The 21,178-nt window shown below is 65.7% G+C and carries 23 protein-coding genes; 14 read left to right on the forward strand and 9 right to left on the reverse strand.

All coding sequences use genetic code 11. The annotated features are described in order from the left end of the window. The first annotated feature begins 30 nt into the window (after window positions 1-30). The 5 genes from QTI05_RS09590 (at window position 31) to QTI05_RS09610 (ending at window position 3,564) form a co-directional block, all read left to right on the forward strand. Window positions 31-930, forward strand: coding sequence for a pirin family protein (locus QTI05_RS09590; protein WP_286624133.1), 900 nt, complete (start codon window positions 31-33; stop codon window positions 928-930). A gap of 2 nt (window positions 931-932) precedes the next feature. Next, entirely contained in the window at window positions 933-1,262 is a 330-nt protein-coding gene (locus tag QTI05_RS09595; RefSeq protein ID WP_286624135.1) for a thioredoxin family protein, read from the forward strand. Window positions 1,263-1,404: 142 nt separating this feature from the next. Beyond that, on the forward strand, window positions 1,405-1,833 hold the full coding sequence (locus QTI05_RS09600) for a YciI family protein (RefSeq protein WP_286624136.1): 429 nt from the start codon (window positions 1,405-1,407) through the stop codon (window positions 1,831-1,833). A gap of 11 nt (window positions 1,834-1,844) precedes the next feature. Then, on the forward strand, window positions 1,845-2,273 hold the full coding sequence (locus tag QTI05_RS09605) for a YciI family protein (RefSeq protein ID WP_286624137.1): 429 nt from the start codon (window positions 1,845-1,847) through the stop codon (window positions 2,271-2,273). Next, a complete protein-coding gene (locus QTI05_RS09610; RefSeq protein WP_286624139.1) occupies window positions 2,227-3,564 on the forward strand; it encodes an RNA polymerase sigma factor in 1,338 nt (445 codons plus the stop codon). The genes QTI05_RS09605 and QTI05_RS09610 overlap by 47 nt, the downstream gene beginning before the upstream one ends. Window positions 3,565-3,613: 49 nt before the next feature. Here QTI05_RS09610 and QTI05_RS09615 read toward each other — a convergent pair whose 3' ends face one another. Continuing rightward, complete coding sequence (locus tag QTI05_RS09615) at window positions 3,614-4,279, reverse strand: hypothetical protein (protein WP_286540480.1); 666 nt, start codon at window positions 4,277-4,279, stop codon at window positions 3,614-3,616. 192 nt (window positions 4,280-4,471) lie between these two features. Between QTI05_RS09615 and QTI05_RS09620 the strand changes: the two genes are divergently transcribed. Further along, window positions 4,472-4,999: a Spy/CpxP family protein refolding chaperone gene (locus tag QTI05_RS09620; RefSeq protein WP_286624141.1), complete on the forward strand. Its 528-nt coding sequence runs from the start codon at window positions 4,472-4,474 to the stop codon at window positions 4,997-4,999. A gap of 82 nt (window positions 5,000-5,081) precedes the next feature. Here the strand turns inward: QTI05_RS09620 and QTI05_RS09625 are convergent, their stop codons facing one another. Next, window positions 5,082-5,441 carry a serine/threonine protein kinase gene (locus QTI05_RS09625; protein WP_286540478.1) on the reverse strand — a complete coding sequence of 120 codons (360 nt, stop codon included), beginning with the start codon at window positions 5,439-5,441 and terminating at the stop codon, window positions 5,082-5,084. Between the two features lie 212 nt (window positions 5,442-5,653). Here QTI05_RS09625 and QTI05_RS09630 point away from each other — a divergent pair, with 212 nt between their 5' ends. The 4 genes from QTI05_RS09630 (at window position 5,654) to QTI05_RS09645 (ending at window position 9,318) form a co-directional block, all read left to right on the forward strand. Beyond that, window positions 5,654-6,457 carry an endonuclease/exonuclease/phosphatase family protein gene (locus tag QTI05_RS09630; protein ID WP_286540476.1) on the forward strand — a complete coding sequence of 268 codons (804 nt, stop codon included), beginning with the start codon at window positions 5,654-5,656 and terminating at the stop codon, window positions 6,455-6,457. Between the two features lie 16 nt (window positions 6,458-6,473). Next, window positions 6,474-7,706 carry a cardiolipin synthase ClsB gene (clsB, locus tag QTI05_RS09635; protein WP_286540474.1) on the forward strand — a complete coding sequence of 411 codons (1,233 nt, stop codon included), beginning with the start codon at window positions 6,474-6,476 and terminating at the stop codon, window positions 7,704-7,706. Further along, the gene (locus tag QTI05_RS09640) at window positions 7,703-8,725 is read left to right on the forward strand and encodes a lysylphosphatidylglycerol synthase domain-containing protein (RefSeq protein WP_286540473.1); all 1,023 of its coding nucleotides are present in this window, start codon (window positions 7,703-7,705) and stop codon (window positions 8,723-8,725) included. The genes clsB and QTI05_RS09640 overlap by 4 nt, the downstream gene beginning before the upstream one ends. A gap of 92 nt (window positions 8,726-8,817) precedes the next feature. Continuing rightward, on the forward strand, window positions 8,818-9,318 hold the full coding sequence (locus tag QTI05_RS09645) for a polyhydroxyalkanoate granule-associated phasin (protein WP_286624142.1): 501 nt from the start codon (window positions 8,818-8,820) through the stop codon (window positions 9,316-9,318). Window positions 9,319-9,324: 6 nt separating this feature from the next. On the opposite strand, the gene QTI05_RS09650 is transcribed toward QTI05_RS09645, so the two are convergent. From QTI05_RS09650 to dnaA, 7 genes are all read right to left on the reverse strand, one after another. Next, the gene (locus QTI05_RS09650) at window positions 9,325-10,494 is read right to left on the reverse strand and encodes a metallophosphoesterase (protein ID WP_286624143.1); all 1,170 of its coding nucleotides are present in this window, start codon (window positions 10,492-10,494) and stop codon (window positions 9,325-9,327) included. Window positions 10,495-10,561: 67 nt separating this feature from the next. Next, a complete protein-coding gene (locus tag QTI05_RS09655; RefSeq protein WP_286540470.1) occupies window positions 10,562-10,891 on the reverse strand; it encodes a hypothetical protein in 330 nt (109 codons plus the stop codon). Beyond that, entirely contained in the window at window positions 10,891-11,355 is a 465-nt protein-coding gene (locus QTI05_RS09660; RefSeq protein ID WP_286624144.1) for a carboxypeptidase-like regulatory domain-containing protein, read from the reverse strand. The genes QTI05_RS09655 and QTI05_RS09660 overlap by 1 nt, the downstream gene beginning before the upstream one ends. Window positions 11,356-11,451: 96 nt before the next feature. Then, entirely contained in the window at window positions 11,452-11,940 is a 489-nt protein-coding gene (locus tag QTI05_RS09665) for a hypothetical protein (RefSeq protein WP_286657803.1), read from the reverse strand. A 1,049-nt stretch (window positions 11,941-12,989) separates the two neighbouring features. Next, entirely contained in the window at window positions 12,990-15,593 is a 2,604-nt protein-coding gene (gyrB, locus tag QTI05_RS09670) for a DNA topoisomerase (ATP-hydrolyzing) subunit B (RefSeq protein WP_506555340.1), read from the reverse strand. A gap of 103 nt (window positions 15,594-15,696) precedes the next feature. Beyond that, window positions 15,697-16,803: a DNA polymerase III subunit beta gene (dnaN, locus tag QTI05_RS09675; protein ID WP_286540455.1), complete on the reverse strand. Its 1,107-nt coding sequence runs from the start codon at window positions 16,801-16,803 to the stop codon at window positions 15,697-15,699. Between the two features lie 43 nt (window positions 16,804-16,846). Next, complete coding sequence (dnaA, locus tag QTI05_RS09680) at window positions 16,847-18,226, reverse strand: chromosomal replication initiator protein DnaA (RefSeq protein WP_286540454.1); 1,380 nt, start codon at window positions 18,224-18,226, stop codon at window positions 16,847-16,849. Window positions 18,227-18,506: 280 nt separating this feature from the next. Between dnaA and rpmH the strand changes: the two genes are divergently transcribed. From rpmH to yidC, 4 genes are all read left to right on the forward strand, one after another. Beyond that, complete coding sequence (gene rpmH / locus QTI05_RS09685; protein WP_007834827.1) at window positions 18,507-18,641, forward strand: 50S ribosomal protein L34; 135 nt, start codon at window positions 18,507-18,509, stop codon at window positions 18,639-18,641. A gap of 71 nt (window positions 18,642-18,712) precedes the next feature. Further along, on the forward strand, window positions 18,713-19,102 hold the full coding sequence (locus QTI05_RS09690) for a ribonuclease P protein component (protein ID WP_286540452.1): 390 nt from the start codon (window positions 18,713-18,715) through the stop codon (window positions 19,100-19,102). Beyond that, complete coding sequence (gene yidD, locus QTI05_RS09695) at window positions 19,099-19,365, forward strand: membrane protein insertion efficiency factor YidD (RefSeq protein WP_286540450.1); 267 nt, start codon at window positions 19,099-19,101, stop codon at window positions 19,363-19,365. The genes QTI05_RS09690 and yidD overlap by 4 nt, the downstream gene beginning before the upstream one ends. After that, window positions 19,362-21,116: a membrane protein insertase YidC gene (yidC, locus tag QTI05_RS09700; protein ID WP_286624148.1), complete on the forward strand. Its 1,755-nt coding sequence runs from the start codon at window positions 19,362-19,364 to the stop codon at window positions 21,114-21,116. Before yidD ends, yidC begins: the two co-directional genes overlap by 4 nt. The last annotated feature ends 62 nt before the right edge of the window (window positions 21,117-21,178 follow it).

Here is a 21,178-nt window from a genome sequence, read left to right on the forward strand (position 1 = left end):
CGGTTCGCGACTTGGTGCCACCATCTTCCGATGACCAGCGCACACACCCACCACCATCTCACCGACCTGATGCCCGTGGCCACGCCGCGCGGCATCGACCACATCGTGGCCGGCGTCTCGACCAGCGACGGCGACGGCGTCAAGCTCACGCGTGTGCTGCAACAGACGCTGCAGCAACGGCTCGACCCGTACCTGATGCTCGACGCCTTCGGCAGCAGCAACCCGGGCGACTACATCGGCGGCTTTCCGAACCATCCGCACCGCGGCTTCGAAACCGTCACCTACATGATTGCCGGCCGCATGCGGCATCGCGACAGCGCCGGCCACGAGGGCCTGCTGTCCAACGGCGGCGTGCAATGGATGACGGCAGGCCGAGGCCTGGTGCACAGCGAACTGCCCGAGCAGGAAGACGGCCTCATGGAAGGCTTCCAGCTCTGGCTCAACCTGCCGGCCAAGGACAAGATGCGCGAGCCCTGGTACCGCGACATCCAGAGCGCCGAGATTCCCGAGTACACGACGCCATCCGGCGTGCAGGTGCGCGTGATTGCCGGCGCCAGCCATGGCGTGCAGGGGGCGGAGCAGCGCGAGCACACCGAGCCGCTTTACCTCGACATCACGCTGCCGCCGGGCACCGAGTTTTCGCAGCCGCTGCCCGACGACCACAACGCGCTGGTCTACGCCTTTCGCGAGTCGGTCTGGATCGCCGGCAGCGAGGTGCCGACCCGGCGCATGGCGATCCTGGCCAACGACCCCGGCAGCGACGGCGTGCACCTGCGTGCCGCCGCCACCAACCACAGCGCCGCCCGCGCCTTGCTGATCGCCGGCCGGCCGCTGCACGAGCCGATCGTGCAGTACGGCCCGTTCGTGATGAACACGCGCGAACAGGTCACGCAGGCCATGCACGACTTCCAGAATGGCAAACTGGGCTGAACATGAGCGCCATCCCCTACACCCCCGAATCCACCACCCGCGCCGAACTCAACCGGCATGAAGGCGCCACCGTCGTCCAATTCGGCACCAACTGGTGCGGCTACTGCCAACGCGCCGAACCGCTGGTCGATGCCGCCTTCGAAGGCCATTCCGGGGTGCGCCGCATCAAGGTCGAGGACGGCAGCGGCCTGCCGCTGGGCCGCTCGTTCCAGATCAAGCTCTGGCCCACGCTTGTGTTCCTGCGCGACGGCAAGGAAACCGCGCGCGTGGTGCGGCCCACCACCTCCGACGAAATCGCACGCGCCCTCGGCGAGATCACCGCGCCGGCTTGAAAACGACTGTTACAAAACAAGGCCCGTGCCGATGTCGAATCCGCGCCGGCCCGTTCGGCGTGTCAACAGAGGCGCCGTGAATCCAGTCGATTCCTGACCGGCCGGCGGCTCACCCACCACCGCAACCTCTCAGGAGATCGAGATGAAATTCATGGTCATCGTCAAGGCCACCGCCGATTCCGAAGCCGGCATCATGCCCAGCGAGCAACTGCTCGCGGAGATGGGCGCGTACAACGAAACGCTGGTCAAGGCCGGCGTGATGCTTGCCGGCGAAGGCTTGCACCCGAGCACGAAGGGCGCGCGCGTGCGCTTCTCGGGCAAGGAGCGCACCGTCATCGACGGCCCCTTCGCCGAAACCAAGGAACTGGTCGCCGGCTTCTGGCTGCTGCAATGCAAGTCGAAGGCGGAGTGCATCGAGTGGGTCAAGCGCTGCCCGAACCCGATGCCTGGCGATTCCGAGATCGAGATCCGCCAGATCTTCGCGGCAGAGGACTTCGGCGAGGCCTTCACGCCCGAGTTGCGCGAACAGGAAGAGCGGCTGCGCGCCGAGGCGGCCGCTCAGCAACAGTAGCGGAGCGCGGCATGAAATTCATGATCATCCGCAAGGCCGACGCCGAGACCGAATCGGAAGCCAACCCGGTCGGCGAGGGCAACGACCAGATGCTGAAGGACATGATGGCCTACAACCAGGCCATGATGGACGCCGGCATCCTGCGCGGCGGCCAGGGCCTGAAGCCCAGTGCCTGCGGCGCACGCATCCAGTTCAAGTCCGGCAAGCCGAGCGTGACCGACGGCCCGTTCGCCGAAGCCAAGGAGCTGATCGCCGGCTTCACGCTGATCGAGGTGGCGTCCAAGCAAGAGGCACTCGACTGGGTTCGCCGCTGGCCGGCCAGCGACGGCCACGGCAACGTGTCGCTCGAGCTGCGGCAGCTCTACGAGCTCGACGACTTCGAAGGCATCACCGATGTCGAGCGGGCCGCGCTCGACCGCCAGATGGGCGGCGCAGCATGACCAGGACCAGCGCCGTGGCCGGGCAGTGAACGGCCCGGGCGCGACGCACGGCGCGATCGACGCGGTCTGGCGCATCGAGTCCGCGAAGATCATCGCGGGCCTCGCACGTATCGTGCGCGACGTCGGCCTGGCCGAAGAACTGGCGCAGGATGCACTGGTCGCCGCCCTCGAGAAGTGGCCCTCGACAGGTGTGCCGGACAACCCCGGCGCCTGGCTCATGGCCGCGGCCAAGTATCGCGGGCTCGACGAACTGCGCCGCCGCAAGCTGCTGGAGCGCAAGCACGAGGAATACGGCCACGAGCTCGTGGCCCGGGAGGCGCACTTCGTTATCGAAACGCACGAGGCACTCGACGACGACGTGGGCGACGATCTGCTGCGGCTGGTCTTCACCGCCTGCCACCCGGTGCTGTCACCCGATGCGCGCGTGGCACTCACGCTGCGCCTGCTCGGCGGCCTGACCACCGACGAGATTGCCCGCGCGTTTCTCGTGCCCGAGGCGACCATCGGCCAGCGCATCGTGCGCGCAAAGCGCACGCTGGCAGAGACGCGCGTGCCGTTCGAAGTGCCACGTGCCGCCGAGCTGCCGTCGCGGCTGGCCTCGGTGCTCGAGGTGATCTACCTCGTGTTCAATGAGGGCTATGCCGCCACCGCAGGCGACGACTGGATGCGGCCGACACTGTGCGACGAGGCGTTGCGCCTTGGCCGGGTGCTTGCCGAACTGATGCCCGGAGAGCCCGAGGTACACGGCCTCGTTGCGCTGATGGAAATCCAGGCCTCGCGCACCGCCGCCCGGGTCGATGCCCAGGGCGTACCGATCCTGCTGCTGGCGCAGAACCGGGCGCGCTGGGATCGGCTGCTCATCGGCCGCGGGCTCACCGCGCTGGCACGGGCCGAAGCGCTTGGCGGCGCACTCGGCCCTTATGCCCTGCAAGGCGCCATCGCTGCCTGCCACGCGCGGGCGCGCACCGCCGAGGCGACCGACTGGGCCCGCATTGCGGCGCTGTACGACGCGCTGGCGCAGCTGATGCCCTCGCCGGTGGTGGCGCTCAACCGCGCGGTCGCCGTCTCGATGGCCTTCGGCCCGGCCGCCGGACTGGAGATCGTCGATGCGTTGGTCGCCGACGGCGCCCTGCAGGGCTACCACCTGCTGCCGAGCGTGCGGGGCGACCTGCTGGCCAAACTCGGCCGCACCGCCGAAGCCTGCGCCCACTTCAAGGCCGCCGCCGCGCTCACGCGCAATGCGCGCGAGCGCGCCCTGCTGCTCGAACGCGCGGCCGACTGCGCGCGGTAGCGCGAAAAAAAGCCCGCTCGAGGCGGGCTTTGGTGACGATGGCCAACGCTCAGTTGCGCGACGTGATGCCCTGCGTCGCCCGGCAGTTGCCGAACTCGCAGCGCACCGCCATCACCTGGCCGTTGCTGCACGCGATCGAATGACGCTCGTAGCCCGGGCCCTTGTCGACCAGCTGGGCCAGCGGCATGGCGTTGCAGCGTTGCGCCTTGGCGAGTTGCTCGGCGCTGTAAGTGTCGACGCCGGTTGCCCGCAGCGCGTCGACCGGGCGCTTGTTCAGGGGAACCCAGGTCACGCGCACCGTCGGGTCGGCGTTGACATAGCCCTTCTGGGCCAGGCAATTGGCCATCAGGGTTTCCTGCCGAGCCTTCCAGGCCGCACGCTCGGGCGTGTAGACGGCATAGTCGAAGCCGGCCAACCCGCCGATCGCGGCGAACCCCGCGAATGTGGGCCAGCCGTAGAGAATGCCCGCGCCGATCGTGATCGCGTCGACGCCGAGCAGCGCGTCGTCATGCTGCGTGGCGGTGAACGGCAGGCTGCTGGCGGACTTGCGGCAGGTCGCCACGTCGGCGTCATAAACGGCGGTGTCGACCTCCGTTGGCTCCACCACGGGCATATAGGAGGTCGCGCCCGAACCCGAGCCCGGGCCTTCCTTCGGCCGAACCGCACAGCCGCAGACCAATGCCGCGACGCACAACATGCTGAGCACCTTCTTCATGCATTCACCTACCAGTTCATTGACACGTCTGGCGATTGGATCATACAAATGGTTACTTGAGGAAGGGGCTGCGATTCACTGTATCTTTACGCAACGCTACCGTGCGCTCATGGCGGCGAAACAGTGCGCTTCCACACTTCCCTTCACCTGCTGCCGAGTGGCATCAGGCTTCTCAGAAAGGAAGCTCTCTCCATGATCTCGCTCACCCAACGTCTCGTTTCCGCCGGCTTGCTGGCCACCGCGGCTTTTGCCGCTTCGGCCCAGGCGCCGGCCCCGACCGCCGCGCCGCCTGCCGGTCCGGCCGCCGAGCACCGCATGCACAAGCCCCATGACGGCAAGCATTTCGAGCGCATGCAGGAACGGCGCGCCAAGCACCTGGCCGAGCTGAAGACCAAGCTCAAGCTCAACGCTTCGCAGGAGGGCGCGTGGTCGACCTTCACCGCCGCGACGCAGCCGCCGGCCCGCCCGGCACAGCGTCCGGACCGTGCGGCGGCCCGGGCCGAGTTCGAAAAGATGACGACCCCGCAACGCCTCGAACGGATGCAGGCGCGCCAGGCTGAACGCAGCGCAAGGTTTGCTCAGCGCGCCGAAGCGACCAAAACCTTCTACGCCGTGCTGACGCCCGAGCAACAGAAGACCTTCGACGCCGAGTCGATGCGCCGCGGCCACCGTGGCGACCACGGCCATCGCGGCCACCAGGCCCCGCCCGCCAAGGGCTGAGCCACCGGCCGCCCGCGCGGCCCTTGAACAAAAGCCCGCAGCGCTTGCGCACTGCGGGCTTTTTCACGTGGCACGAGGCGCGTTACTGGGGAGTTCCGGTCTCATGCTTCGGATTGGTGGGCACGGCGGGGCGTTCGCCCTTCTGGCCGAATTGCGGCCTGGTCTTGAGCACTTCCTGGCGCACTTCGCCCCGCGTGGTGCCGCTGATCGGCGTTGGCGCCATGTTCGGCTGGTTGTTGGTCTTGGTGCTCGCCTCGCCGCCCGGTGTGAGGGTGTTGGCAGGGCTCTTGTTGTTGGCGCGCGCTTCGGCACGCACCGCTTCGCGCGACGCCGGTTCAACTTCGGAGGGCTTGACCGGGCCGGGGTTCTGCGCCGAGGCGATCCCCGCAAAAGCCATCATGCCGGCCAGCAGCGCGGAAGAGAAAAGATGGGTGTGCTTCATGTTGTCGTCCTTTGAAATGGTTGGAACACGCGAGCCCCTTTTCGAAGCTCTGAAACCACCGTGGCCCCCGGAGCACGGCGCGGATGTGATCCTGCGCAAGCCCGGCCTGTAGGAGCAGGCCGGCGCGCGGCGCAGGCAAGACCCTCCGCGGAGCGTTCCTACGTTCCTTTCCTACAGGCGATATGCCCGCCTGGTCGTACAAACGACGTTCCATGTTGCTTCACTCACCGCCGGCGGCATCTGCCGTGACTTCCTCTTCGCCGATTGCGCCCACCTCGTTGAAGGTGATGACCGTCAACACCCACAAGGGCTTCACGGCGCTGAACCGCAAGTTCATCCTGCCCGAACTGCGGGATGCGGTGCGCACGATCGGAGCCGACGTGGTGTTTCTGCAGGAGGTGCAAGGCACCCACGATCGGCATGCGCGCAAGCACGACAACTGGCCCGAGGCGCCGCACTACGAATTCCTGGCCGACACCATGTGGCCGCAGTTCGCCTACGGCCGCAACGCGGTCTATCCGAAGGGGCACCACGGCAATGCGGTGCTGTCGAAGTTTCCGATCGTGCATTTCCAGAACCACGACATCTCGATCGCCGGACCGGAAAAGCGCGGATTGCTGCACTGCGTGCTGAGGCTGCCCGGCCGACCGATCGACGTGCACGTGATCTGCGCGCATCTCGGGCTGGCCGAAACGCACCGTCAGCAGCAGCTCGAGCTGCTGTGCCACATCGTCCGGGACGAGGTGCCGGGCGACGCCCCGCTGATCGTTGCCGGCGACTTCAACGACTGGCGCGGCCGCGCACACGATGTCCTTGAAGAAGGCGCTGCGCTGCGCGAGGTGTTCGTCCAGGCCAACGGCAGCGCCGCCAAGACCTTTCCGTCCCGGTTTCCGTTGCTCCAGTTGGACCGCATCTACGTTCGCAACGCCGGCGTGCACGCGCCGGTCGTGCTGCCGCGCAAGCCATGGTCGCACCTGTCCGACCATGCCCCGCTGGTTGCCGAGATCGAACTTTGAAAAGAGGCCCTGCACCATGAGCGCGCGCTGGGTTTCCGGCAACAAGGTCGACCTGCTCGAGAACGGCGAGGCGTACTTCCCGCGCGTGTTCGAGGCCATCGCCGCGGCCGAGCGCGAGGTGATCATCGAGACCTTCATCCTGTTCGAGGACAAGGTCGGAAAGGGCTTGCATGAGGCGATGCTCGCCGCCGCGCAGCGCGGCGTGCGCGTCGACCTGATGATCGATGGCTTCGGCTCGCCTGACCTGTCGGGCGAATACATCGGCAGCCTCACTGCGGCCGGCGTCAAGGTGCGCATGTTCGACCCCGGCAGCAAGCTGATGGGCTGGCGTACCAACATGCTGCGGCGCATGCATCGCAAGATCGTGGTGGTCGACGGCCTGCGCGCGTTCGTCGGCGGCATCAACTTCTCGGCCGACCATCTGACCGACTTCGGGCCGAAGGCCAAGCAGGACTACGCGGTCGAACTCGCCGGCCCGATCGTCAGCGAAATCCACCGCTTCGTGTTGCATGCGATCGCGGTTGGCGGCAAGGGCCATCGCTGGTACCGCCAGCGCCTGAAACAAGCGCCCGACATGAACGCGGTGCCCGACGCCGGCAGTGCCGAGGTGCTGTTCGTCACGCGCGACAACCGCCGCCACACCAACGACATCGAACGCCACTACCGCGCCGCGATCCGCACGGCCCGCCAGCGCATCACCATTGCCAACGCGTACTTCTTTCCGGGCTACACGCTGATCCGGGAGATGCGGCGCGCGGCGCGGCGCGGCGTCGACGTGCGCCTGATCCTGCAGGGCGAGCCCGACATGCCGATCGTCAAGACCGCCGCGCGCATGCTGTATCACCACCTGCTGCATGCCGGCGTGCGCATCTACGAGTATTGCGACCGGCCGCTGCACGGCAAGGTCGCGCTGGTCGACGACCGCTGGTGCACGGTGGGCTCCAGCAACCTCGACCCGCTGTCACTGTCGCTCAACCTCGAAGCCAACGTCGTCGTGCGCGACCAGGCGTTCAATGCCGTGCTCGCCGGACGGCTCGAGCACCTGATGCACCACAGCTGCAAGCAGATCGATACCCAGCAGCTCGGCGACTGGAGCGGCTGGCGGCTGGTGCGCAGCTTTCTGGTCTTCCACCTGATGCGCTGGTATCCGGCCTGGGCCGGCTGGCTGCCGCGCCACGCGCCGCGCCTTCAGCGAGTTGAGGCGGGCGAACTTGCCCCGAACGGGTCGACGCAGACGGACGTCGCATGACCACCGCCGCGCCCGCGTCGCGCGAAGGCGCAGGCGCATCGGGCCCGACCGCCAGACCCCGGTGGCTCTGGGCCCGCCGCATCGGCACCTGGGCCTTCTTCGCGCTGGTTGCCTGGCTGCTCGTGAAACAGGCGCGCGGCATCGATTGGGACGACGTGATGGCTGCGTTCTCGCGCCTGCCGGCGAGCACGCTACTCACCGCCGCCGCGCTGGCCGCCGCCAGCTTTACGCTTTACAGCACCTACGACCTGCTGGGCCGCTACCTGACCGGCCACCCGCTCGGCACCCGCACGGTGATGGGCGTGACCTTCATCAGCTATGCGTTCAACCTGAACCTCGGCTCGCTGGTCGGCGGCGTCGCGTTCCGTTACCGGCTCTACTCGCGGCTCGGCCTCGGCAACGCCGTGATCACGCGCGTGCTGGGTTTCAGCATGCTCACCAACTGGTTCGGCTACCTGGTGGTGGCCGGTGCGGCCTTCTGCTTCTGGCCGCTCGACCTGCCGCCCGACTGGAAGATCGACAGTGGCGGCCTGCGCGTGCTGGGCGGCGTGCTGCTGGCGCTCGGCGCCGGGTATCTGGTGCTGTGCGCCACCGCAAAAGAAAAGACCCTGAGCCTGCGCGGCCACGAACTGCAGGTGCCGACGCTGCGCATGGCGCTGCTGCAACTGGTGATGTCGTGCACCAACTGGTCGCTGATGGGCGGCGTGGTCTGGCTGCTGCTGCAGCAGAAGGTGGCCTACCCCGAGGTGCTAGCCGTGCTGCTGGTCGGCGCGGTGGCCGGCGTCATCACGCACGTGCCGGCCGGCCTCGGCGTGCTTGAAGCCGTTTTCGTCGCACTCCTGTCGCACAAGCTGCCGCAGGGCCAGATCCTCGCGGGGTTGATCGGCTACCGCGCGCTGTACTACCTCGCCCCGCTGGCGATCGCCACCATCGCCTATGTGGCAATGGAAGTGCGGGCACGCCGCGCGAGCCGTGCCAGCGGCCAAATCGCCGCACCGAAACCGCCAAAACGGTACTAGTTGGCAGTTTTGGCGCGTCCTGACTAGGCGAGCGCCACCAGATTCATGCTGCACTGCAGCAAAACAGCGCGGCGAGGCCTATAGTTCACTTCATGCGCACTCCCAACTCCTATCCCCGCTTCTTCAACCCGTTGATGCTGTGGACCGACGTCGCGCTCAAGACCGGCGAAATGCTGATCTCCTCGGGCTCGGTGATCCAGATGCGCACCCGCCGCATGGCCGAACACGGCATGCAGCCGACATCGGCCGACATGCGCGAGATCCACCTCATGAGCGAAGAGAAGCTCGCCGCCGTCACCGAATCGGGCGCGGCCATTGCCAACCAGCTTCACACCACGCAGTACGCGCTGATGAATCGCGCGGTGCAGCAGTGGTTCAACACCGGCACGGCGCTGGTCTCGCTGACCACCAGCTTCACACCGGCGCAGGCACTGTCGCGCGCCCAGGCCCTGGTCGATGCCACCACGCGCGCGGCCGCCACCATCACCCATTTCTCCAGCGCCGGTGCCCGCGTTGCGCAGCGCGCGCTCAAGCCGATTCACGCCAAGGCGACGTCGAACCATCGCCGCCTTTCGCAGACGACCGCCGACTGAACTTCGTCAGCTCGCCCGAACCAGGCGCAGCAGCGTGATCTCCGACGGCGCGCCAAAGCGCTTGGGCGGGCCCCAATAGCCGGTACCCCGGCTCACATAAACCCACATGTCGCGCAACCGGTGCAGCCCGGCCGTGAATGGCTGCTGCATCGGCACGAACAGGTTCCACGGAAAGAACTGTCCGCCGTGCGTGTGGCCCGACAACTGAAGCTGGTAACCCGCTTCTGCCGCGGCCGGCGCGCTGCGCGGCTGGTGTGCCAGCAGCACCCGCGTGGTGCTGCCGGTCGGCGCACCGGCCAGAGCGCCTTCGGGGTCGCTCTCGTGCGCGGCATCGAAATGCCCGGCGGTGAAGTCGGTCACACCGGCCAGCACCAATGCGTCGCTGTCGCCGGTCGAGCGGCCCGGCGTGTCCTGCCGCAGCACCACGTGTTCGTTGAGCAGCACGCGCAGCCCGATGCGGCGCAGTTCGGCGATCCAGGCCGATGCGCCGGCGTAGTACTCATGGTTGCCGGTCACCACATAGGTGCCATGCCGTGCCCGCAGGCCACCCAGTGGCGCAATGTGGTCACGCAGCTCGGGCACGCTGCCGTCGACCAGGTCGCCGGTGATCGCGACCACGTCGGCGCCCAGCTTGTTCACGGCCTCGACGATGCGGTGGATGTAACCGCGCCTGATGGTCGGGCCGACATGGATGTCGCTGAGTTGCGCGATCGTGAAGCCTTCCAGCGCCGCCGGTAGCCCCGCAATGGGCACGTCGACCCGCTTCACGCCCGCTGTGCGCCGCGCATTCACGAAACCGATGAGGGAGGTGGCCGTGGCCGCCAAAGGCACCGCAGCGGCGCTCCAGGCCTTTACCAGGGGCCAATCGACCGCCAGGCCGCCCAACGCGTTCGCCGCCCAGGCCAGCAGCAGCCCGAAATCACGCGCGACGGTCAGCACGAACATCGACGAGAACCAGCCCATGCTGAGCAGGCCGATCCATTTCCAGGTGTCGGCCACCGGCTTGGCGGCTGAGCGCAGGCCGATGAAGGGCAGCGGCATGGTCACGGCAGACACCGCGAGCAACAGCACCAGAACGGGCCAGGTGGGCGTGAACGCTGCTAATCCGGGCGACAGCCGCAGCCCGATGTACAGGTGCAGCAGCGCAGTCAGCAGGGTCAGGGGACGAAGCGGCATCGGAGCCTTGTGCAACGGGCACAGCCCGGGGGGATGCAGATGCAAGGCGCATGCCCTGCATTCAAGGTCACGCGATCACAAAAGCCAGCGCCACCGCACCAATGGCCAGCACGGCCAGCCCGACCAGGAACACCATTTCGGCGCGCCGCTCGTGCTGTGCGGCCCCGTGGCGCGAGCGGATCGACATGAACGACAGCACCGCACTGGCCAGAAACACCAGCGCATCGGCCGCCAGCAGCTTGTCGACGACGACACGCGAATGTCCGCCCTGGCGCAGGTGCCCGATCGACAGCACCGTCATGCACACGCCGATCATCGTGGCCGACGTGGGCAGGATATGCGCCGAAAGCCCCCGCGCCACGACGACGACCTGATCGTTTGCGCTGCTACTGCTCATCAGGAATGCAGAGCACTGCTCGGCCAGACGAAGGTGGCCTTGCTCGGCATGCCGGCCCGCACTGTCAGTTCCTGCTTGAGCGTCTGGCCGTTGAGGGTGGCTTCGACCTCATAGCGCCCGGGCTCGAGGCGGGCCAGCATGAACGGGCCTTCGGAGGTGGCGCTCAGCAGCGCATTGCCGGACGAGATGTCGCGCACCTGCACCCTCACGTTGGCGGCGAAATCGGCGCCTTGCTTGTCAGCCCGATCCTTCACGGCAAATTCGAGCGTGGCTGCCCAGCGCGGCGACACGGTTTCCATGAACTGGGCCTCGTCACTGCCGATGCCGCCGCTCATGTACTCGATGCCGTTGGTGAAATGAATGGGCGGATTGGCCGCCTGCGCCGAGAGTGCGCCCAGCAGGGCTGCGCCGCAAAGCACCGCGGCCGCGAGCGGCCGCATCGTTGTTTGCCAGGAGTTGTTCATGGTCGAAATCCTTTCGTCTGAGTGAAGCAAATTCACGACTTCACTCTGCGACGGCCTGCTTAGGCCAACCTGAACTCGGCGCGCGACGAGCGGCGCTTACTGGCCCTGCGCCAGCGTGCGCGGCGGATGCGCCAGTGCGGCAAAGTCGACGTTCGACGGAAACAGGAACAGCGCGCTCGCTGCATAGCCGCCGATCACCGTGACCTGCTGCACCACCGAAACACCACCCACCGAGGCCTCGACCTCGTAGGCGCCCGGCTCCAGCCGCGCCAGCATCAACGGGCCATCGACCTCGGCCTGCATCACCGCATGGCCGTTGTAGCGGTCGCGCACCTTGACCTGCACCGGCACCGGAAACGCACCACGCTGGCCCCGATTGACTGCAAATTCGAGCGTGGTCGACCAGCGCGGCGACACCATTTTCAGAAAGTCGGCTTCGTCGCGGTTCGCACCACCGCACATGTACTCGATGCCCTGCGCCATCCGGATCGGCGGGTTGGCCGCCGCCTGCGCGCCGGTTGCGAAGCTGCCCGACAAGGCTGTGCAACAACAAAGCACGGTAGCGAATCGGGAGCGGGCTGACATGGTGCGAAGGGTCATCGGTGAAAAGTCCTTTGAGGCACCCCAAGCAAGACTCGGGCGCGGTCGCAATTTGCCCCATTGCGCACTCTTCGGCTATTCGGTGCGACCCTGCCCCGCCGCCCGGGCTGTACCCGGCCCACCGGGCGCGGCTTGTCCCTTGCTATCTCTTCTTATTCTTCTTATTTAAATTAGTAGTAGTAGTAAGGGCAGCGCCAATCTGTGGACAGTGCCATTTTTCCGTGGCGCCACAAGGACTTGCGTCCTCTCAACCACTGTGCGCAGCAGCGCTTTTCTGGTGTCGCGCCAAAAGGGACAACATTGCCCCGCCCATCCGGTCTGTGGACAACCACTGCCTTGTGCCGGAACTGTCCCCAGAGTTGTGCTTTGACACGGCGCGAACGAGCCGCTAAAGGGAGGGGGTGCACGCGCCCAGGGGCTGCTTGCGGATTAAGCAGACTGTAGTTTTCCCTTGAAAAACAATGACTTGCGCGCGCCCTACACAGCAGTTCGCAAGTTGTTCACAGGGTTAGCCAAGGATTGTGGGGAGAAGGTTGTGACGTGGCGATGACGGTGCAGAGACGACTGCCGGGTTTATTTTTTCGTGCCAGCTTTGTCACTGTCAGGCGCGATCGAGCGCTTGGCTCCCGGGGTCGCTCTCCATTTGATAGCGGCGAGCCGATTTAGCTCGAGCTTTGCGGGATGGGAGACACTCACGACTCCATGACCTCTGACCTGCGCGATCTGCTGGAGCAAGGGCGAGCGGCACTGGCCGCCGTGGCTGGTCGTCGCGTGGTGCAAAAAAAGCGAATGACGCGCGGGGCTAGTGCGCGGCGCTGGTTGCACACATCGGGTGGATCGATGCGATGGCGCTACAGCCGCAGATCGCGTGGACACAAGACGAACTGACCCGAGACCGGAAGGAATCGCCGGATCGGCAGTTTCGGTTGCGCTGTGTGTAGTCCACTCGCCGCTGTCAATGCAGCCGCCTCGTCGACGCCTGAAAGCAAGACGCCACCCGAGGGTGGCGTTCGCAGCAGCTCTCGTGCGTACGCTCAAACGTCGATATTCGCCGCCCGCAGCGCATTCTGCTCAATGAACTCGCGCCGCGGTTCCACCTCGTCGCCCATCAGCATCGTGAACACGCGGTCGGCTTCGATCGCGTCGTCGATCTGCACGCGCAGCAGGCGCCGCACGTTGGGATCCATCGTGGTTTCCCACAGCTGTTCGGGGTTCATTTCGCCCAGGCCCTTGTAGCGCTGGCGTGAGGTGGTGCGTTCGGCTTCGCCGATCAGCCACTTCATGGCAATGCGGAAGTCGGCCACTTTTTCTTCCTTGGCGCGCTCGCCTTCGCCGCGCTTGACCACCGCAAACTCGCTGAGCAGGCCGCGGAAGGTGTTGGCGGCTTCGGCCAGCGCGGCGTAGTCGGCGCCGTGCACAAAGTCCTGCGTGATCACGCTGCTCTTGATGTTGCCGTGGTGTCGGCGGCTGATGCGCAGCAGCGGCTTGTCAGTGCGCACGTCGAACTCGCTCGACACTTCGGCCGGCACGCCGGTGGTGTTGAGCTCTCGCAGCTTGGTCTGCAGCGCCACGGCCGAGGCCTCGGCTGCGGGCGTGGTGTCCAGGTCGAGCACCACGCCGTCGGCGATGGCGCGCAGGGCTTCGGCGTCCATGAAGTTGCGCAGGCGCGCAATCACGGCTTCGGCCAGCTGGTGCTTGCGCGCCAGTTCGGCCAGCGTGTCGCCGGTGATGGTGGTCGACTTGTCGCCGCCGGTTTCAATGCTCGCGTCTTTCAGCGCTACCTTGAGCAGGAAGGCATCGAGCGCGGGGCCGTCCTTGAGGTACTGCTCTTCCTTGCCGACCTTCACCTTGTAGAGTGGCGGCTGCGCAATGTAGATGTGGCCGCGTTCCACCAGCTCGGGCATCTGGCGGTAGAAGAACGTGAGCAGCAGCGTGCGGATGTGCGCACCGTCCACGTCGGCGTCGGTCATGATGATGATGCGGTGGTAGCGCAGCTTGGCAACGTTGAAGTCGTCGGCGCCGCCGCCCGCCGTGGTCGCACCGGCGCGGCCGATGCCGGTGCCGAGGGCGGTGATCATGGTCAGGATTTCGTTGCTGGTCAGCAGCTTTTCGTAGCGAGCCTTCTCGACGTTCAGGATCTTGCCGCGCAGCGGCAGGATGGCCTGGAACTTACGGTCGCGGCCCTGCTTGGCGGAGCCGCCGGCGGAGTCGCCCTCGACCAGGTACACCTCGCACAACGCCGGGTCTTTCTCCTGGCAGTCGGCCAGCTTGCCGGGCAGGCCCATGCCGTCGAGCACGCCCTTGCGGCGCGTCATTTCGCGCGCCTTGCGGGCGGCTTCGCGGGCACGCGCGGCCTCGACGATCTTGCCGCAGATGATCTTGGCGTCGTTCGGGCGTTCTTCGAGGTAGTCGCTCAGCAGCTTGCCCACGATGTCTTCCACCGGCGCGCGCACTTCGCTGCTGACCAGCTTGTCCTTGGTCTGGCTCGAGAACTTGGGCTCGGGCACCTTCACGCTCAGCACGCAGCAAAGGCCTTCGCGCATGTCGTCGCCGGTGACTTCGACCTTGGCCTTCTTGGCGAACTCGTTGACTTCGATGTACTTGTTGATGACGCGCGTCATCGCGGCGCGCAGGCCGGTCAGGTGGGTGCCGCCGTCACGCTGCGGAATGTTGTTGGTGAAGCACAGCACCTGCTCGTTGTAGCCGCTGTTCCACTGCATCGCCACTTCGACGCCGATGTGCGTGCCGGGGATGCCGCCATAGGTTTCGGCCGGGCGCTCGCCCGCGGCGTAGAACACGTTCGGGTGCAGGACGGTCTTGCCCTTGTTGATGAACTCCACAAAGCCGCGCACGCCGCCGGCGCCCGAAAAGTCGTCTTCCTTGCCGGTGCGCTCGTCTTTCAGGCGAATGCGCACGCCGTTGTTCAGGAAGCTCAGTTCGCGCAGGCGCTTGCTCAGGATCTCGTAATGGAAATCCGCGTTCTCGATGAAGATGGTGGTGTCGGGCAGAAAGTGGACTTCGGTGCCGCGCTTGTCGGTTTCGCCGATGATCTTCATCGGGGACACCTCAAAGCCGTTCACCGTTTCGAGCAGGCGGTTCTGCACGAAGCCGCGGCTGAATTCCAGCTCGTGGATCTTGCCCTCGCGCCGCACGATCAGGCGCAGCGTCTTGCTCAGTGCGTTGACGCAGCTCACGCCCACGCCGTGCAGGCCGCCCGAGACCTTGTAGCTGTTCTGGTTGAACTTGCCGCCGGCGTGCAGCTCGGTCAGCGCGATCTCGGCGGCCGAGCGCTTGGGCTCGTGCTTGTCGTCCATCTTCACGCCGGTCGGGATGCCGCGGCCGTTGTCGGTGACGGAGATCGAGTTGTCGGTGTGGATGGTGACGACGATGTCGTCGCAATGGCCGGCCAGCGCTTCATCGATCGAGTTGTCGACCACTTCGAACACGAGGTGGTGCAGGCCGGTGCCGTCGGAGGTGTCGCCGATGTACATGCCCGGGCGTTTGCGCACCGCCTCCAGACCTTCGAGGATCGTGATGGAGCCTTCGCCGTACGAAGTGTCGGGTTCGCCGACGATCTGAATCTCCGGCGTGTAGACCGGCTCGGTGTGCGGGACTTCCGGCTTGTTTTCTTCGCTCATCAGGATCCTTCCTATCTCTCTCGGTAACTCGGCGGAACGGTGCATGCCCCCCGGCAGGGGGTTGGCGCAGGCGACACGAAGTGCGCCGCAGCCTGGGGGCGAGCTAAATGCGCATCGGCATGACGACGTACTTGAAGGATGCGTTGTCAGGAATGGTCAGCAGCGCGGAGCTGTTCGAATCGGCCAGGTCGAGCTTGACCATGTCCTGGCTCATGTTGGCGAGCGCGTCGATCAGGTAAGTGACGTTGAAGCCGATCTCGATGGCGTCGCCGCCGTAGTCGATGTCGAGCTCGTCCTGCGCCTCTTCCTGCTCGGCGTTGCTCGATGCAATGCGCAGGGTGCCGGGCTCGATGTTCAGGCGCACGCCCTTGAACTTCTCGCTGGTCAGGATGGCGGTGCGCTGCAGGCTGGCCAGCAGCGGCGCACGGCCCAGCGTGACGCTGTTCTTGTGGTTCTTGGGAATCACGCGGTTGTAGTCGGGGAACTTGCCCTCGACCAGCTTGGTGACGAACTCCATGCCGCCGAAGCTGAACTTGGCCTGGTTGTTGGCGAACTGCATCTCGATCGCGCCTTCGGCGTCGGACAGCAGGCGCTGCATCTCGAGCACGGTCTTGCGCGGCAGGATCACTTCCTGGCGCGGCACTTCGACGTCGAGCGTGGCCGAGGCAAAGGCCAGCCGATGGCCGTCGGTGGCCACCAGCGACAGCTGCTTGCCTTCGGCGACGAACAGGATGCCGTTGAGGTAGTAGCGGATGTCGTGCACCGCCATCGAAAACGAAACCTGGCTCAGCAGGTCTTTCAGCGTCTTTTGCGGCACGCTGAACACCGGGCCGAAGCTTGCGGCCTCCTGCACCAGCGGAAAGTCTTCGGCCGGCAGCGACTGCAGCGTGAAGCGGCTCTTGCCGCCCTTGAGCACCAGCTTGCTCGCGCTCGACTCGAGGCTCACGGTCTGGTCGGCCGGCATGGTGCGCAGGATGTCGATCAGCTTGCGCGCGCCGATGGTCGTCGTGAAGTTGCCTTCGTCGCCGCCCAGCTCGGCCGTCGTGCGGATCTGGATTTCCAGGTCGCTCGTGGTGAGCTGCAGCTGCCCGCCGGTCTTGCGGATCAGCACGTTGGCCAGGATCGGCAGCGTGTGGCGGCGCTCGACGATGCCGGACACCGACTGCAGCGCGGCGAGAACTTTGTCTTGTGTTGCCTTCAGGACGATCATTGCTTACCTCTTCCTATCTTTCTTTGAGTTGCGTTCCAACGCTTCAGCCCTTGAGCGTTTGTTCGAGCACGTGGAGCTGCTGGTTCAGCTCGGTCAACTGTTGCCGTTCACCCGAGATCTTGCGCACCGCGTGCAACACGGTGGTGTGATCGCGCCCGCCGAACAGCTCGCCGATTTCGGGCAGGCTCTTCTGCGTGAGTTCCTTGGCCAGGTACATCGCAATCTGGCGCGGCCGTGCAATGCTGGCCGGGCGCTTCTTGCTGTACATGTCGGCGACCTTGATCTTGTAGTAGTCGGCCACCGTCTTCTGGATGTTTTCCACAGAGATCTGGCGGTTCTGGATCGACAGCAGATCGCGCAGCGCTTCGCGCGCCAATGCGATCGAGATCTCTTTCTGGTTGAAACGCGAGTACGCGAGGATCTTGCGCAGCGCGCCTTCGAGCTCGCGCACGTTCGAGCGCACGTTCTTGGCCACGAAGAAGGCGACTTCTTCCGGCATCTCGACCGATTCGACGCGCGCCTTGTTGATCAGGATGGCCACGCGCATCTCGAGTTCGGGCGGCTCGATCGCCACCGTCAGGCCCGAATCGAAGCGCGACACCAGCCGCTCGTGGATGTCGGCCAGGCCCTTCGGGTAGGTGTCGCTGGTCATCACGATGTGCGATTTTTTGGCGAGCAGGGCTTCGAACGCGTTGAAGAACTCTTCCTGCGTCCGATCCTTGTTGGCGAAGAACTGCACATCGTCGATCAGCAACAAGTCGAGCGAGTGATAGCGCTCCTTGAACTCGTCGAAAGTCTTGCGCTGGTAGGCTTTGACCACATCCGACACGAACTGCTCGGCGTGGATGTAGAGAACTTTGGAATCGGGCCGGTCGGCCAGCAGCCGGTTGCCCACCGCGTGCATCAGGTGGGTCTTCCCCAGGCCGACGCCGCCGTAGATGAACAACGGGTTGTACAGATGGCCCGGCATGCCGGCCACGTGCATGGCCGCGGCGCGCGCCATGCGGTTGGCCGTGCCTTCCACCAGGGTGTCGAAAGTCAGGCCGGAGTTGAGCCGGTTCTTGAACGCAGCGGCGGCTGGATCCTCGCCCGGGCCGGGCACGTCGCGCGGCACGTCGGTTTCGGACATGACGGCCATTGGCGTAGAGCGCAAGGGCGCTTCGCGCGGAGCAAGCGCTAACTCAACGGCTACCGGCTGGCCATAAAGCTTCTCGGCCATGGAGGCAATCCGCCCCGAATACTGGGCCCGGATCCAGTCGAGCTTGAAGCGGTTCGCGACGAACACGGTCATGCGCGACAGGTCGTCCGCGACCTGTGCGGTCAGCGGCTTGATCCATGTATTGAACTGCTGTTCGGACAGTTCCTGCGCCAGTTGATCGACACAGGCCTGCCACAGGCTGTCGCCGATGCTGTCACCCGGCATGGGGGCGCTGGCGCGTTGTGAAACCCGCTGTCATCTCTTGTTTTACTTTGTGGATAGTTCTAGTGCAAAGCGCCCGGCATTCTAACTTGTCAAAACCTTATCCACATGCCCGGCGCTGTCACCAAACCGTTATGAAACACCACCAATATTGTCGCTCGGCCAAATGTTTGCGATAATCGCGGGTTTCCCTGAAAACCTCTTTGTGTGTTTCGGGGTTCCACCGCACCCGCGCACCGCACCGAAGCAATCGTTCCTCGGGCGGCTCATCAGGAAAAGCATCATGAAACGCACCTACCAAGCATCCAAAGTTCGCCGCGCCCGTACCCACGGCTTCCTCGTCCGCATGAAGACCCGTGGCGGCCGCGCTGTGATCAACGCACGCCGCGCCAAGGGCCGCAAGCGCCTGGCCGTCTGACGGCACCCCCGCGGGCGCCGTTGTCAGCCATCGAGCCACCGCCAGCTTTACCGGCAGGCGCACTGGCTTCCATGCAGCGGCTCCAGACCCGCGCTCAATTTCAGGCCGTCCTCGCGGGTTCCACCGTGGCGCGCACCGCTCACTTCGCCCTGCACCGTTGTGCGCTCGACGGCCCTTCGCATCCTGCCGCACCCCTGTTCACCGTGGACGACGTGTGGATCGGCGCGATGGTGCCCAAGCGCTGGGCCAAGCGCGCCGTGACGCGCAACGCGATCAAACGCCAGATCTACAACGTGAGCGCCTCGGCCGACGTGGTGCTGCCGCGCGCCGCGCACGTGGTGCGCCTGCGCGCCGGTTTCGATCGCAAGGAATTCGTGAGCGCCAGCTCCGATCGGCTCAAGGCCGCCGTGCGGGCCGAGCTCCAGCAGTTGCTTGCGCGCGCGGCGGGAGCACGGCCGTGATACAGCGGCTGCTGGTCGGCTTGGTCAAAGGCTACCGGCTGCTGCTGAGCCCATGGCTCGGTGCTTCCTGCCGCTTCGAGCCGACCTGCTCGGTGTATGCGATCGGGGCGCTCGAAACCCACGGCGCCGCGCGCGGCAGCTACCTCACGCTGAAACGGCTGGCACGCTGCCAGCCCTGGTGCGAAGGCGGGCACGATCCGGTGCCGCCCGCCTCCGGCGCGCTGTTCACTTCTCTTATCTCCGACAAGAAGCCTTCTTCATGAACGATATTCGCCGAACCATCCTCTGGGTGATCTTTGGTTTCTCGCTGGTGCTGCTGTGGGATCAATGGCAGGTCCACAACGGCAACAAGCCGACCTTCCTGCCATCCGCGCAACAGGCGAAGCCGGCGAACCAGCCGGTGGCGCCTGCGGCGTCCGGCGCCGCTGCCTTGCCCGCCGCCGCCAGCGCAAGCGCCGCCGGCACAAGTTCGGCCGCCGTGCCGGCGCAGGCTGGCGCCCCCGCGGGTGAAAAGGTCACCGTCTCCACCGACGTGTTCAAGGCGGTCATCGACGGCCAGGGTGGCACGCTCTCGCACCTGCAGTTGCGCAAGTACGCCGACGAGACCAACAACCATGGCCTCGTCGAGTGGTTCAAGAAGCTGGTCGGCATGCCCGTGCCGCTGAACGAGGTCAAGGACGTGGCGCTGATGGAAGACGGCTCGCCCGCCACGCGCTATGTGGCGCAGACCGGTCTGCTGAATCCTGTCGACACCGGTGCGCGCTTCCCGAACCACCTGACCGCCATGACGGCGAAGCCCGGGCCGCGCGAGCTGGCCGAGGGCCAGAATTCGCTCGAAGTCGTGTTCGAGTCGCAGCCGGCCGGCGGCCTGAAATACGTCAAGACCTATTTGTTCACGCGGGGCGACTACTCCATCCGCGTCAGGCACCAGGTCGTCAACGTGAGCGACCAGCCGGTCGATGCGCAGCTCTACCTCCAACTGGTGCGTCACGGCACGGTGGCGGCCGGCACGATGTTCGGCACCAACACGTATGCCGGCCCGGCTGCGTACACCGACGAAAAGAAGTTCCACAAGATCGACTTCGCGGACATCCAGAAGAAGAAGGCCGAAGTGCCGCCGCCGGCCACCAACGGCTGGATCGCGATGATCCAACACTACTTCGTCTCGGCGTGGCTGCTCAACGCACCAGGCAGCGATACCCTGAAACGCGAATTCCGCGTGGCCGACCTCGGCAACAACCTCTATTCGGTCGCCATGGTGCTTCCGTTGAACAAGCTGGCGCCCGGCGCGTCGCAGACCATCGACAGCGACCTGTTCGCCGGCCCCGAGGAAGAAAAGAAGCTCGAGGCCCTCGCCCCGGGCCTCGAACTGGTCAAGGACTACGGCATCTTCGCGATCATCTCGAAGCCGCTCTACTGGCTGCTGAACCAGTTGCACGGCATCCTGGGCAACTGGGGCTGGGCCATCGTCGCGCTGGTTGTGCTGCTGAAGGCGGCCTTCTACTGGCTCAATGCCAAGGCCTACGCCAGCATGGCCAAGATGAAGGCCATCAACCCGAAGGTGATGGAGATGCGCGAGCGGCTGAAAGACAAGCCGCAGGAGATGCAACAGGAGATGATGCGCATCTACCGCGAGGAAAAGGTCAATCCGATGGGCGGCTGCTTCCCGATCGTGATCCAGATCCCGGTGTTCATCGCGCTCTACTGGGTGCTGCTGTCGTCGGTCGAAATGCGCCACGCACCGTGGATCGGCTGGATCCACGACCTCTCGGCACCGGATCCCTGGTTCATCCTGCCGGTGGTGATGACCGCCACCTCGCTGTTCCAGACCTGGCTCAACCCGACGCCGCCCGATCCGATGCAGGCCAAGCTGATGTGGATCATGCCGCTCGCGTTCAGCGTGATGTTCATCTTCTTCCCGGCCGGCCTGGTGCTGTACTGGATCACCAACAACACGCTGTCGATTGCGCAGCAGTGGTTCATCAACAAGCGGCTCGGCGTGCTGGGCAAGTGATGTTGCCGGGCTGACCGCCCACCGCCCCGCCACCCAAGGGCCGCATTCGCGGCCCTTTTTCT

It is taken from the genome of Variovorax fucosicus, assembly GCF_030316825.1.
GTDB lineage: Bacteria > Pseudomonadota > Gammaproteobacteria > Burkholderiales > Burkholderiaceae_C > Variovorax > Variovorax fucosicus.